The following is a 13,590-nucleotide window of genomic DNA, read 5'->3' on the forward strand; positions in this document are numbered from 1 at the left end:
ATTCCGGGGAAAACTGCTATCTAGTCATATGGCCAGAGGCGCGTTACCTGTGTGTCAAAAGGATCAGGAGCAGAGCATGACCAAGGTTGTAAACATTGCCTTTGAAGAGACGGATATCGACCAGATTGCCACAGTAACCGGGCGTGTTGCGGTTGTTGTCGACCCCGCCAAACGGCTTGATATGGCGGCGCGGCGCGTCAACCGTCTGACCCGTGGCGCGCTGGCGCGTCTGGTTGAAGGCGATGCATTTTCCAAGGCCAAACCCGGTGATGTGCACAGTATGGCCTTTCCCGCCGGCATGGCCTGTGCGGCTGTCGACGTTCTGTACCTGCCGCGCCGCACGTCGATCGAGGATGCGCGCAAGGGCGGGGCGACACTGGCGCGTCAGAAAGGGTCGGCAGCACTGCTCGTGTTGGCCGGAACTGCATCAAAAGCGGCGGAAATCGCCTATGGTCTGGCGTTGCGGGCCTATGAGTTCAACGATCACAAGACCCCGAAAGACGATGACAAGCCCGCGGGTGATGTCCGCTTTATGGTGTCCAAACCGGATGAGGTAAGCGCTGCTGGCGCGCCGCTTCTGGCCGTGGCAGAAGGCGTGTTCATGACCCGCGATCTGGTGAACGAACCGGCCAATGTGCTGACCACCACGGAATTTGCCAAACGCCTTTCGGATATGTCCGATCTGGGGCTTGAGGTCGAAGTGCTGGACGAAGACCAGTTGGAACAGTTGGGCATGCGCACCTTGCTGAGTGTCGGGCAGGGGTCCGACAGCCCTTCCAAAGTTGTCGTGATGCAATGGAACGGCGGCAAGAAAGGCGACGCACCCCTTGCGCTGGTAGGCAAAGGCGTTGTGTTCGACACCGGCGGTATTTCGCTGAAACCGGCCGCAGGTATGGAAGACATGACCATGGATATGGGCGGGGCAGGTGTTGTGGCGGGCGTGATGCGCGCGCTGGCCCTGCGCAAGGCCAAGGCCAATGTCGTGGGGCTGGTCGGTCTGGTTGAAAACATGCCGTCCGGTTCGGCCACGCGCCCCGGAGATGTGATCAAATCGATGAAAGGCGACACGGTAGAAGTGATCAATACCGATGCCGAAGGCCGTCTGGTTCTGTGTGATGTCATGTGGTACGCCCAGGATCGTTTCAAACCGGCGGGCATGGTTGATCTGGCCACGCTGACAGGTGCGATCATCATCGGATTGGGCCATTTCAACGCCGGTGTGTTTTCCAATGACGATGCGTTCTGTAACGCGTTCCTCAAATCGGCTGGGGCGGAAAAAGAAGGCGCGTGGCGTATGCCGCTGGGGCAGGATTACGACGATCTGCTGAAATCGCGTATCGCCGATATGAAAAATCTGGGCGGTCGTGCTGCCGGGTCTGTCACGGCGGCGCAGTTTCTGGGCCGGTTCGTGAAGGACGGCACGCCGTGGATTCATCTGGATATTGCCGGTGTGGCGTCGGTGACGACCGAAACTGCCTATGCGCCCAAAGGCGCGACCGGTTGGGGGGTCATGGCGCTGAACCGTCTGGTGCAGGACCGGTTCGAGGCCAAGTAGCAAATGGGCGCGGTCTATTTCTATCATCTGACCCAGACCCCGCTGGAACGCACCTTGCCACAGTTGCTGGGCAAGGCGCGGCAGGCCGGTTGGCGCATCGCCGTGCGCGGCAGCGATCCTGCGCGCATGGCGTGGCTGGATCAACAGTTGTGGCTGGGAGCGGATGACAGTTTTCTGCCGCACGGGCTGGCCGGTGGCCCGCATGACGCCGAACAGCCGGTTTTGCTGGGCACCGATGCGGTTGGCGGCAACAACGCCGAATGCCTGATGGCCGTCGACGGTGCCGATGTCAGCGCCGAAGATGTGCACAGGCTGGAACGGGTCTGTGTCCTGTTTGACGGCAATGATGCCACTGCGCTGAATCACGCCCGCGGACAGTGGAAGGCGCTGACAGATGCGGGATGTGCGGCGCAATACTGGTCCGAAGACGGCGGGCGCTGGGAAAAGAAAGCGGAAAAAGGCTGATCTTTCGGACGTTTTCGCGCCGGATATTCCCGGTTATTCGACCGGTGTATGATCAAAACCCGGCATGGCGCGAATGGCATCGCGCCCGCCCAGTTCCCTGATGCGCCGGGCCTGATCGGCAAAGGCCTGCGCGTTCACCTGATCGGGGTCGATGATCTTGTGCAAGGCGTTTGTCATGTCGGCCAGCACCGTTGCATGGCCCGGATCAGCCGCCAGATCAATCGTTTCGCCCGGATCGGTTTCCAGATCGAACAACTGGCTTTCATATCCGGGGTATAGCACCAGCTTCCACTGGTTCCGGCGCAGCATGAACATGCCGGTTTGCGCGCCGTAATCGTGGTATTCCGACAGGATCGCGCGGTCCGGGTCAGGCGCATCCAGCGCCGCCAGCAGGCTGCGCGCATATCGCGGGGCATCATCGGGGCGGGCGATACCGGCCAGATCAAGAACCGTCGGGTAAAGATCGATCAGGGAGACCGGCGCAGTGTGCACGCCCGGTTCTATACCCGGTCCGGTCATGATCAGGGGCACGGCCGTCGCCTCTTCGTACATCACCATCTTGGTCCAGAATCCGCGATCGCCCAGGCATTCGCCGTGATCGCTGGTGAAAATGACGGTTGTGCTCTGGTCAAGCCCGCCTTGTTCCAGCGCGGTCAGAATCTGGCCAACCATCTGATCAACAAACGAACACAGCCCGTAATACGACGCCACAGCGATCCTGCGGGTGTCATCCGTGAACGGCGCATCGAAATTGCAGGACTGTCGCAAGCCTTCCAGTATCGGGTGATCCGCACCGCTGCCCGCTGTGGCGGCACGGGGCATCGGTACCTGATCAGGGTCATAAAGATCATAGAATTCCTGCGGACAGGTCAGCGGGTAATGCGGGCGCAGAAACGACACGTAAAGCCCCCAAGGCGTGTCATGTGGTGTGGCGGCGCGCTGTCTGATCCAGTCAACCGTCTGTGCGCACACTGACCTGTCATATTGCGTATATGGGTCGTCACCGGGGCCGATATGGGTGGCAAAGCCCGAGGCATCGAACATATCCATGTCATCGCGCAACAAACCCTGAACCCAGCCAAGCCCGTTGCGCACATGCAGCGGGCGGATTTCCTCGCTAAAGCCGTTGTCATCATCGGTACTGCGAAAATGCAGCTTGCCGATTGATGATATCGTGCGGTCCGACTGGCGCAGCTTGTGATGCCAGCTGTCCGGTGCACCGTGATAGGGTTGGGCGTTGGACCAGCATCCGGTTTCATGCACGTATCGCCCTGTTGCAATGGACGCACGCGCGGGCACGCAGATGGGTGACGGGGTATAGGCGGCATCAAACCGCGCACCCCGCGCGGCAAGGCGATCCAGATGGGGCGTCTTGACCAGTGGATTGCCATAACATCCCAGAAAATCGCGGCGCAGTTCGTCTGTCATAATGACGATCACATTACCTATTGTCATCGGATGTCCTTTGGGATGGGCAGGCGGTGGAGGCATTGGATCAGCGTTGCATGGGGCCAGCCTGATAGGCAAGCTTTGGCTAAATCAAGATGGGCAGACCGGGATCAGTCGATCTGATCCAGCGGGTGCATGGGGCGGGGCACGTTGACATAGGGCATCTTGGCGTAATCCATCGTGCACAGCGCGCCACTGTCACACACGATGATCCGCCCGGCGATCGGGGCAAATGCGGCGCGAAAATGCTGCATCGATTTCAGCGCGACAACGCGGTAGTCCGCGGGCATGATGCCGAAGGTTTCGAACTGCCGCAGGTCCAGCATCTGGTGGGCGATGCTGACGATCAGGATATCGATGCCCTGAACATTCAGAACCGCCGTCGCGCCGAAACTGCGATGCAATCCGCCCAGAATGGGGCCGCTGCCTGTGACGTCTCCGTTGCCGCGCCATTTCAGCGTACCGGTCACATTCAGCGGGCCACCGCCAAACTCTGGTGCGGTCCTGCCGCCAATCGCCAGCGTCACGGTTGACCCGACAGTTTGTGATTGCAGGATCATGGCGGCCTGTGGATCGACCAGAGGCCCGAAACATGCGTCACTGACATCTGCCTTCAGCAAGGCATTCAGCAGGGCGGTCGCGTCTCCGTATGCGCCGGCCCCCGGATTGTCCGCATAATCGGCGATGATCAACGGGCCGCTGCCGGTTTTCCAGACGCGCGCAACCTCGGCTGCTTCGGCCACGTCCAGATAGCTATTCAGTCGTTCATCGCGACGCTGCCAGATATCATCGGCAATCTCTTCTCCGATGTCTTGCGCTTGCGTCAGCCCGATTTCGGCAGTCACCAGAACGGTTGGGCCGACTTCGGCGATATCCGCATTGGGAAACGCGCCATTGATGCTGACGGCATAAACGCCCGCGCGCGCCTCGAAAGCGCGCGCCATGGCGTGGCGTTCAATCATCGGCCCGATATCGGTCCGCCCGCCATTCGCCTCTTCCAGCATGGGGCGGTGCACCCGCAGGGTTTGGGGCTGGATTTCGCCATGTATTGTCCGGTTCAGCACTTCCGCCGCCCGCCGGCCCGTGGCGCGAAAATCAACATGCGGATAGGTGGTGTAAGACACCAGAATCTGCGCCAGCGCGCACATTGCCGTGCTGACATTGGCATGCGGGTCCAGCGTGACGGCAACGGGCAAATCGGGGCCGGTGATGGCGCGCAGCCGCCGCAGGATTTCGCCATCGCCATCCTCGAAGGATGCGGTGACCATTGCGCCGTGCAGCATCAGCAGGATGCCATCCCATGCGCCTGTTTCGGCGGCTCGCATCAGGGGCGCGCAGATGTGATCGAATGCATCGTCCGTCACGCGCCCGCCGGGGCCGGCGGCGGCACTGATCACGTGCGTCACGTCCCAGCCGTAGCGGCGGCCGGTATCCAGCACTCCGGCCAGTTCTGTGTTCGCCGCGCCACGCGCCGCAACGGCAGACGCCCCGTCCAGCAGGAACCGGTTGCGAAAATCCTGAAGGTCCGTGGGCCGGATGTTGAACGTGTTCGTTTCGTGCGAAATTTCAGCCGTCAGGATGCGAAGCGTCACTGTCGCCCCCCTATGATGTGCGCAAGGCTGCAGGTGAGTTGACCAAAAGCAGGTGTCGCAATGCTTGCGCCCTTAACCCTAGCGCGTCAACACCAGTTCACCGCCGGAAATCTCGATCTTCTGAAAACGCTGCAGATAGCGCATGCCCAGCAGGGATTGCCCCATATCGCCGGAATTGACCGAGGCGCCGACATCGGTGTCCACGATTGATCCCAGCGCGACGCGATCCAGCCAGACAGGGGCAATCTCGACGATGCCGTTGGCGGTTTGTGCCTTTCCGACATAGGCAAGATTATCCAGCACCAGACCTGCGCGTTCGGCATCGTCATGGGTCAGCACCATGTCTGATGCGCCGGTATCCACGACAAAACGCACCGGCGCGCCGTTGATGTCCAGCGTCAGGTAATAATGCCCGTCGATGGCGCGTGGCACAGTGATCGTGCCATCACCTTCGAACCGTGCCATCGCCGGGTTCAGTGTGCTGCGGATATCGTTCCACAATCCGGCCACCGCAATCGCGCCGATAAAGATCAAGCCCCAGACCGCCGCATGTTGCAGTGTTTTGTTCAGGGAATTGCGGTTCTGCATGAAAAACCAGCCTGCAATGACCGCGCCAAGCAGCACCAGATAGATCACTCTGCCAAAATCATCGCCGTTCATTCCGAAACTCCGCGTTGCATACCCTGCCTATATAGGGTGGGCGTAGCCCGGGTTCACGCGGCAAAGCCGAAATCGCGCAGACCGTCCAGCACGAATTGCACAGACAGCGCGGCCAGCAACATGCCCAGCAATCGCGTGATGACGTTGATGCCAGTCTTGCCGAACAGTTTTTCCAGCGCACCGGCGCCAAGGAAAAACACAAATGTCACCAGGATTACCGACAGCATCACACCAATGACCAGCGTCAGACCCTGCGCACCGGGGTTTTGTGCGGCCAGCAGGATCACCGTCGCGATTGATCCCGGCCCGGCGATCAGCGGGATGGCCAGCGGAAACACAGACGGGTCGGGGCGGTCATCGGCGCGGTCTTCGCGCCGTTTGGTGCGCCGTTCAAACAGCATGTCCAGCGCTGTCAGAAACAGCAGAATACCGCCCGCAATGCGAAAGGCGGGCATGGAAATTCCCACGAAACCCAAAACGGCCTCGCCGAACAGGGTGAAGATGCACAGCAAGAACCCGGCCACAACGCAGGCGCGCAGGCCTATTATGCGCCGGTCCCGCGCCGACATGCCCTGGGTCAGCGCCGCGAACAGTGGCAGCAGGCCGATCGGATCGATGATCACGAACAGCGTGACAAAGGCGGTGATCAGGAACGCGCTGTCCATCACGCGGATTCACTGGCTTTTTCAAGCTTCTCAAGGGCCGCCATCCACAACGCCTCGGCGCGGTCCAGCGCCTCCATCACTTCGGCGTATTTCTTTTGCCAGACGGCCATTTCACCCAGCTTGTCTTGTTCATAAAGCGCCGGATCGGCCAGTTTCTTGGCCAGTTTGTCGCGCATGTCGTTCAGCTTGGTCACACGTTCCTCGGCCTTGCGCACATCCGATTTCAGCGCCAGCACCATATCGCGCGATACAGGGCGCGCCTTGGGTTGCGGTTTGGCTGCCTTGTCCTTGGCGGGTTTGTCGGCACTCAGCAGCATCTTGCGATAGGCCTGCAAATCCTCGTCATAGGGTTTCACGCGCCCGTCCTTGACCAGCCACAACCGGTCGGCGACCATCGACAGAAGGTGCATATCGTGGCTGACAAGGATCACCGCACCCGAATAGGCGGTCAGCGCCTCGACCAGCGCCTCGCGGCTTTCGATGTCAAGGTGGTTGGTCGGCTCGTCCAGGATCAGCAGATGCGGCGCGGGCAGGGTGGCCAGCAACAGGGACAGGCGCGCCTTTTGCCCGCCCGACAGGCGGCCCACCTCGGTGTCGGCCTGATCAGGGCCAAGGCCGAAACTGGCCAGTCGCGCGCGCAGCTTGGATTGACCTTCGGCGGCGCGTTCGCGCAGAAGGTGTTGCAGCGGCGTTTCGTCAACGCGCAATTCTTCGACCTGATGTTGCGCGAAGAACCCGATGCGCAGCTTGTTTGAGCTGATCATCTTGCCGCCCATCGGATCCAGCCGGTTGGACAGCAGTTTGGACAGGGTTGATTTGCCTTCGCCATTGCGCCCCAGCAGGGCGATCCGGTCGTCCTGATCAATGCGCAGGTTCAGATGGCCCAGCACGACGGTGCCGTCATAGCCCACCGAAACACCTTCGGTCGCGATGATCGGGGGCGACAGTTCTTCGGGTTCGGGAAATTTGAACACCGTGCGCGCCGCATCTTCGGGCGCGCGGATGGTTTCCATCTTTTCCAGCATTTTAACCCGGCTTTGTGCCTGTTTGGCCTTGGACGCCTTGGCCTTGAAGCGGTCGACGAAGGCCTGCAAATGCGCCCGCCGCAAATCCTGTTTCTTGGCGGCGGCGGTCTGTACCGCGCGTTGCGCCGCGCGCTGGCGGGCAAAACTGTCGTAATTGCCGGTGTAATAGGTCAGTTTCTTGTCTTCCAGATGCAGAATTGCCCCGACAGACCGGTTCAGCAATTCGCGATCATGGCTGATGATCATCACCGTATGCGGATATTTGACCAGATAGGCCTCAAGCCACAGCGCGCCTTCCAGATCAAGATAGTTGGTCGGTTCGTCCAGCAGCAGGTAATCGGGCTGCGCAAATAGAACGGCGGCCAGTGCCACCCGCATCCGCCATCCGCCGGAAAAGGCAGAGCAGGGCATTTGCTGTTCTGCATGTTCAAAGCCCAGCCCTTTGAGGATCGAGGCGGCACGCGCTTCGGCCGACCATGCATCGATATCGCTCAGCCGCGTCTGAATGTCGGAAATCCGCCCCGGATCGGTGGCGGTTTCGGCTTCGGCCAGCAATGCGGCCCGTTCGGTATCGGCGGCCAGAACCGTATCGATCAGCGACACCTCGTTTCCGGGCACTTCCTGTGCAACGCCGCCAATGCGGGCCCGCGAGGGTAAAGTGATGGTGCCGTTTTCAAGTGGCAGTTCGCCCCTGATCAGTTTGAACAGGGTTGTCTTGCCCGCACCATTGCGCCCGATCAGGCCCACCTTGTGGCCTGTGGGAATGGTGGCCGACGCCTCGACAAACAGCGGGCGGCCTTCGACCGAATAGGTGATATCTGTGATCCGTAACATCCGCGCGGTTTGGCGCAACCAGCGCGCCGCGTCAATCGCCGCTTTTCAACGCAGCGGTGCCATGCTACCTGACCCGCGATTCATCAAGACGGGTTTGTGCCATTTTCGGCATCCCGAACAACCGGAGTAGTCCCCATGGCCCTAGAGCGCACATTTTCGATCATCAAGCCCGATGCCACACGTCGCAACCTGACCGGTGCGATCAACAAGAAATTCGAAGACGCAGGTCTGCGTATCGTGGCGCAAAAGCGTATTCACCTGACGCTGGCACAAGCGGGCGAGTTTTACAAAGTCCACGCAGAACGTCCGTTTTATGGCGAATTGTGCGAATTCATGGCATCGGCCCCGATCGTTGCGCAGGTTCTGGAAGGCGAAGGCGCAATTGCAAAAAACCGTGAAGTCATGGGCGCAACCAACCCTGCTGATGCCGCAGCTGGCACCATCCGCGCCGAATTCGCAGAAAGCGTTGGCGAAAATTCCGTGCACGGTTCGGACGCACCGGAAACAGCCGCAGTCGAGATTGCGTATTTCTTTTCGGGTCTGGAACTGGTGGGCTGACCTGCCGGTCTACCGCTTGCGGTCGATCACACCGATTTTATCAAGGGCCGCTTCGAAATCGGAGCGGCCTTTGTCGTGGCTGGCGGCCTTGATCGCGTCAAAACGGACGCGCAAGGCGTCTTTTTCCTTGCCCTTGCAATCGTTCCACGGACGGCCCTGCAGACCCATGACCAGAACGTAATAGCCTATGAAATGGGGCTGTGTGCCGGTTTCCAGCAGCCGCGCATAGGCGGCGTCGGCGCCCAGGGCGTACAGTTCCTGTGCGCTGTGAATGCCTGCGCGCGCGCAGCTTGCCTCAAACGCGGGGCCAAGGTTGCGGATGGAAGAAACCGGATCGGACATGGGCCAAGCCTATGCGCCGGTGGCAATGCTGTCATCCGTCTTTTGGCGGCGCGACGGCCGGCTTACAAACTGGCGTAATCCGTGATCGGCGGCGTTTTCGCCGTGTCCTTGGGATTGGCCGGGGCAGTGTTTGATGCCGGTGTGTCTTGCAATTCGGGTTTTCCTTTTTCCGGCGGTGTTGCCGGTGGTGTCGATTGTGCCATTACTAAAATCCTCGTTACAGGTTGTCCCCGCAAGTGCAAGAGGCACTGTACGGGTCAGCCATCACGATCCGCTGATATTGCGGCATGCATGGGGAGGTAACGCGTTTATTCTGCGAAATGGGTGCAGGGCAGACGCGCAAATATGGCAGAACGGGCACGGGCGCGCACCGGTTATTGCGCTTACCCGGTATCTGGCGCGGTATAAAGAACCCAGGCGGCCAGCATCCCGACATAGGTCATCTGGTGCAGAGCCTGATCGACACCCGCAGCGCGCCAGAATCCCGCATCCGCAGGGGTGTATCCGGCTTTGTCGGAATAACGCGCTTTGCCCCAATCGATGTGGAAATGCACAACCGCTTCGATCAGGACCGTGATCAGAATAAAGGCGGGCTGGGTCAGAACCATCGCAAAAACAATGGCCGATCCCAGTGCGTGGACCAGTGCGTGCTGCATCCGCCCCAAATGGAAATACTGATCCCGCCCCACGAGCATTCGTTCGGTCTGAAGAAAGTAATCAGCCAGCATGTGCTTGATTTGAAACAGAAACAATAAGATCAATACCACAAAAACAGTGTCTGACACTGCCAATTTCCTCCATCCCGTTTCGATCAATGCTACTGGTCTGCCGCGCGGCGCGCAATTCCACCCGCCACATTTTCGGGTAGAAGCGTTGCCAATATGTTCGCCGCAAAGTTTTGTTTGAACAAAGCGCCCTTTGAAGGCTAGATTGTGACCCAGGGTCAGGGGCCTGTTTTCAGGCGCTTTGTATTCGCACATTGCACCAAGATAATTTTAGGCCGAACCCATAGAACCAACGCTTTTCTCTTTTATCTGGAAGCATTCCAAGCGGGATCAGATCATTCTTCTGATCGTGACAGCCGCGCTGTTTCCGGTGCTTTATCTGACCCTGGAATTGCCCAAAAGAATTATCAACGATGCCATCGGCGCGGGCACAAGCCCGGTGGAAGTGTTCGGCTATGAACTGGATCAGGTGGTCTTTCTGGCCATCCTGTGTGGCGCATTCCTGATCTCGGTCCTTGTGCATGGGCTGATGAAAATGCGCATCAACACGATGAAGGGCGTTTTGTCAGAACGGCTGCTGCGCCGGTTCCGCTATGGCCTGATCGCGCGGATACTGCGCTTTCCGCAGCCCTATTTCGAACGCACCAGTCAGGGCGAACTGGTGTCGATGATCACGTCAGAATCCGAACCGATGGGCGGATTGATGGGCGATGCTGTCGCGCAACCCGTCTTGCAGGCGGGGCAGATGCTGACCATTCTGGGCTTTTTGTTCCTGCAAAGTGTCTGGTTCGGCCTTGCGGCATGTGCCCTGATCCCGGTGCAGGCGTGGATCATTCCAAGAATGCAGCGCCAGATCAATCTGCTGAACAAGAAGCGCATCGTCGAAATTCGTGCGCTGGCGGCCGAGATTGGCGAGAATGCGATGGGGGCCAGCGCGCTGCGTGTCAATGGCGGCTGGCGCTATCGTCTTGCGATGGTGACGGACAGGCTGGGCCATCTTTACCGGATCCGCCTGCAAATCTACCACAAGAAGTTCATGATGAAATTCGTGAACAACTTTCTGGGGCAGCTGACTCCGTTCTTTTTCTTTTCCATTGGCGGCTATCTTGTCATTCGCGGCAACGTGTCACTGGGCGCTCTGGTTGCGGCGCTGGCGGCCTACAAGGATCTTTCGTCGCCATGGAAAGAGCTTCTGACCTACTACAATCAGGTGCAGGATATGTCGCTGCGCTGGGATATCATAACCGAACGGTTTGCGCCCCAGGGCCTGATCGACGAGAAGCTGATGACAGGCGCACCCGAAAACGTGCCCCATCTCACCGGCGATATTGTTCTTGATCATGTGACGGTGCGCGATGAAGACGGCAATCCGGTGCTGGAAGAGCTTGACGCGGTTCTACCCGCCGGTGCTGTGATCGGCATCGCAGCCAGCAGCGAAGAAGACCGCCGTGCCTTCGCTGAATTGCTGACCCGTGAACTGATGCCCGCTTCAGGGCGTGTTGTCATCGCAGGCCATGATCTGGCGGGTTTGCATCAGGGCGTGATCGCCACGCGGATCGGGCATGCCTCATCCCGTCCGGTCATGTTTCAGGGCAGTTTCGGCGATAATGTCATGATGCCTTTGAAATTCGGGCCTACCGCGGCGGCAGAGGACACCCGTTCGCGCGAGGCAGTGCTTGCCGGAAACAGCGCCGATCTGTTGGGCGGCGACTGGATCAATCCCGCGATTGCCGGACTTGAGAGCGAGGCCGATCTGCGCGATTGGTGGGTGCAGCTGGTCGATGGGATGGGCAGCGGGTCAACCCTGTTCCGGCGCGGGCTGGACCAGAAGTTCGACGGCGACGCGCATCCCGAACTGGCGCAGGAACTGGTTGCGCTGCGTCCGGCGATCCATGATGCGCTGGTCAAGGCGGGGCTGAATCGCCACGTCTATTTCTTTGATCAGGACCTTTACAACCCGGCGCTTCCCGTGGTGGACAACCTTGTCTTTGCGTCACCGCGCCAACCGATCACGCGGGAATTGCTGGCGGACCAGACCGAATTTCTGGCGCAGATCCGCAAGCTGGATCTGGAACAGGGTCTTGTGCATCTGACGCAGGATATCGTCGATCTTTTGCGCCAGATTTTCGGAATTGACGGTACAGATCATCCGCTGTTTCGCAAGCTGGGGCTGGACCCTGATACGTTCGAGTCGGCTGTCGGGCTGGTGAACAAGGCGCGCGCCGATGAAACGGCCCGGTTCAGCGATACCGAAATGGCGCTGTTGCTGATCATTCCGTTCCGGATTTCCGCCGAACAGATCGGCGCGGCCTTTCCTGATGAAATGAAGACCCGCGTGCTTGATTTGCGGCACTCTCACGCGGCCGACTTTCAGACGCTGCTGGAACATCTTTATGCGCCCTTGCGCCCCGATCTGTTTGCGCCGGGGCTTAGCGTTCTGGAAAACGCACTGTTCGGCAAGATTTCGGATGCATCAGGCGGGCGTGCCGACGATGTGCGCACCGTTGTCAGCGACACGATCGCCAAGGCCGGGGCAAAACAGCTGGTTATCGAACTGATTTTCGATTTGCCGATTTCGCTGGGCGGCGCCAACCTTCCCGCACTTTACGCGGAACCGCTTGCTTTCAGCCGTGCCACGATCAAGCGGCCGGATATTCTTGTTCTGGATAACGCGCTGGCCAGTTACGATCTTGAAACCCAGGTGGCCGTCTACAAGAACCTGCGCAGCCTCTTGCCGGACACAACGCTGATCTATCTCAATGCTGAATTTCAGAACAATGACATCTTCGATGTGTTCTTTGAATTGCGGCAGGGCCGCATCGTCAGTGACACGGCCCGCGCCGAAGACGTCACCGACAGCGCCGCAAGCGCCGATCTGACCCGCAAGGTGCGGGCGCTGCAACAGACCGAACTGTTTTCCGGGCTGAACCGACGCGAACTGCGCCTGCTGGCCTTCGGGGCGCGCTGGTACGAGGCGTTGGCGGGTGAATATGTGTTCCGAAAGGATGATGATCCCACCGATGGCGCCTATATGATCCTTGAGGGCGAGGCCGGTCTGTACCTGCCCAAGGACAAGGCCGAGGATCAACTGATCTCCAAGGTCGGGCCGGGCCGTCTTGTGGGGGAACTGGGGCTGATCCGGAACGTGCCACGGGCACTGGACATGAAGGCCGAAACCGACCTGAAATGCCTGCGCATCGGCGCCGCGGAATTTCTGGCCGTTGTCGAAAACGACGCGGCGACATCGTTCAAACTGTTGCAGGTGGTGGCCAGCTACGTCTAGGCCGGATCATCCACCTGATGAACCTCGATCACGTTGCCGTCGGGATCATAAAAGAAAATCTGCGACCATCCGGCAACGGCGGTATTGCCCCAATCCGAAAACGGAATGCCCTTTTCTGTCAGATGCGCCTTGAACGCGTCGATATCATCGGTGCGATAGGCGATATGCCCGTGCGACACGGGGTTTACGGCATGACCGGTGCGAAACCCTGCCAGAACATCGCGCTGCGCCAGATGGGTCTGGATCGCACCATCGGTGACAAAGGCGACATCACCGGCATATCCCTTTTTCTTTTCCAGCGTCGGCAATCCACTGTCCGGTGCGCTAAGCCCCAGTACATCGCGGTAAAACCGGTTCATGCCTTCGACGTTTTCAGTGGCAAGGTTAATGTGATGCAGGGTCAGTTTCATGGGCATGCTCTTTGGTTCAGGTTGCAT

13 protein-coding genes are annotated in these 13,590 nt (G+C 59.5%); 4 read left to right on the forward strand and 9 right to left on the reverse strand.

Annotated features, from left to right (window positions below):
* Positions 1 to 76: 76 nt before the first annotated feature.
* Entirely contained in the window at positions 77 to 1,555 is a 1,479-nt protein-coding gene (locus OLX72_RS15130) for a leucyl aminopeptidase (protein ID WP_114870507.1), read from the forward strand.
* 3 nt (positions 1,556 to 1,558) lie between these two features.
* Positions 1,559 to 2,020 (forward strand): DNA polymerase III subunit chi, encoded by a 462-nt coding sequence (locus OLX72_RS15135; RefSeq protein WP_433989002.1) that lies wholly within the window; start codon positions 1,559 to 1,561, stop codon positions 2,018 to 2,020.
* A 33-nt stretch (positions 2,021 to 2,053) separates the two neighbouring features.
* Here the strand turns inward: OLX72_RS15135 and OLX72_RS15140 are convergent, their stop codons facing one another.
* The 5 genes from OLX72_RS15140 to OLX72_RS15160 form a co-directional block, all read right to left on the reverse strand.
* A complete protein-coding gene (locus OLX72_RS15140) occupies positions 2,054 to 3,475 on the reverse strand; it encodes a sulfatase-like hydrolase/transferase (RefSeq protein WP_433989003.1) in 1,422 nt (473 codons plus the stop codon).
* Positions 3,476 to 3,579: 104 nt separating this feature from the next.
* A complete protein-coding gene (locus OLX72_RS15145; protein ID WP_433989004.1) occupies positions 3,580 to 5,061 on the reverse strand; it encodes a M81 family metallopeptidase in 1,482 nt (493 codons plus the stop codon).
* 78 nt (positions 5,062 to 5,139) lie between these two features.
* On the reverse strand, positions 5,140 to 5,721 hold the full coding sequence (locus tag OLX72_RS15150; protein ID WP_433989005.1) for a retropepsin-like aspartic protease family protein: 582 nt from the start codon (positions 5,719 to 5,721) through the stop codon (positions 5,140 to 5,142).
* Between the two features lie 53 nt (positions 5,722 to 5,774).
* Complete coding sequence (locus tag OLX72_RS15155; RefSeq protein ID WP_205388942.1) at positions 5,775 to 6,386, reverse strand: MarC family protein; 612 nt, start codon at positions 6,384 to 6,386, stop codon at positions 5,775 to 5,777.
* A complete protein-coding gene (locus OLX72_RS15160; RefSeq protein WP_433989006.1) occupies positions 6,386 to 8,245 on the reverse strand; it encodes an ABC-F family ATP-binding cassette domain-containing protein in 1,860 nt (619 codons plus the stop codon). The genes OLX72_RS15155 and OLX72_RS15160 overlap by 1 nt, the downstream gene beginning before the upstream one ends.
* A 135-nt stretch (positions 8,246 to 8,380) precedes the next feature.
* Between OLX72_RS15160 and ndk the strand changes: the two genes are divergently transcribed.
* Positions 8,381 to 8,803 carry a nucleoside-diphosphate kinase gene (gene ndk, locus OLX72_RS15165; RefSeq protein WP_114870501.1) on the forward strand — a complete coding sequence of 141 codons (423 nt, stop codon included), beginning with the start codon at positions 8,381 to 8,383 and terminating at the stop codon, positions 8,801 to 8,803.
* A 9-nt stretch (positions 8,804 to 8,812) separates the two neighbouring features.
* On the opposite strand, the gene OLX72_RS15170 is transcribed toward ndk, so the two are convergent.
* The 3 genes from OLX72_RS15170 to OLX72_RS15180 all read right to left on the reverse strand — a co-directional run bounded on the left by OLX72_RS15170 (position 8,813) and on the right by OLX72_RS15180 (position 9,930).
* A complete protein-coding gene (locus tag OLX72_RS15170; RefSeq protein WP_433989007.1) occupies positions 8,813 to 9,145 on the reverse strand; it encodes a TfoX/Sxy family DNA transformation protein in 333 nt (110 codons plus the stop codon).
* Positions 9,146 to 9,207: 62 nt separating this feature from the next.
* Complete coding sequence (locus tag OLX72_RS15175; protein ID WP_162798060.1) at positions 9,208 to 9,348, reverse strand: hypothetical protein; 141 nt, start codon at positions 9,346 to 9,348, stop codon at positions 9,208 to 9,210.
* Positions 9,349 to 9,528: 180 nt separating this feature from the next.
* Entirely contained in the window at positions 9,529 to 9,930 is a 402-nt protein-coding gene (locus OLX72_RS15180; RefSeq protein WP_302622773.1) for a DUF3307 domain-containing protein, read from the reverse strand.
* 274 nt (positions 9,931 to 10,204) lie between these two features.
* Between OLX72_RS15180 and OLX72_RS15185 the strand changes: the two genes are divergently transcribed.
* Complete coding sequence (locus OLX72_RS15185) at positions 10,205 to 13,153, forward strand: ABC transporter transmembrane domain-containing protein (RefSeq protein ID WP_433990466.1); 2,949 nt, start codon at positions 10,205 to 10,207, stop codon at positions 13,151 to 13,153.
* Here the strand turns inward: OLX72_RS15185 and OLX72_RS15190 are convergent.
* Positions 13,150 to 13,563: a VOC family protein gene (locus tag OLX72_RS15190; protein WP_114872293.1), complete on the reverse strand. Its 414-nt coding sequence runs from the start codon at positions 13,561 to 13,563 to the stop codon at positions 13,150 to 13,152. The two genes, OLX72_RS15185 and OLX72_RS15190, sit on opposite strands and share 4 nt — an antisense overlap.
* Positions 13,564 to 13,590: the final 27 nt, after the last annotated feature.

The sequence above is a fragment of the Sulfitobacter sp. TBRI5 genome (genome assembly GCF_051013555.1).
Classification (GTDB): domain Bacteria; phylum Pseudomonadota; class Alphaproteobacteria; order Rhodobacterales; family Rhodobacteraceae; genus JL08.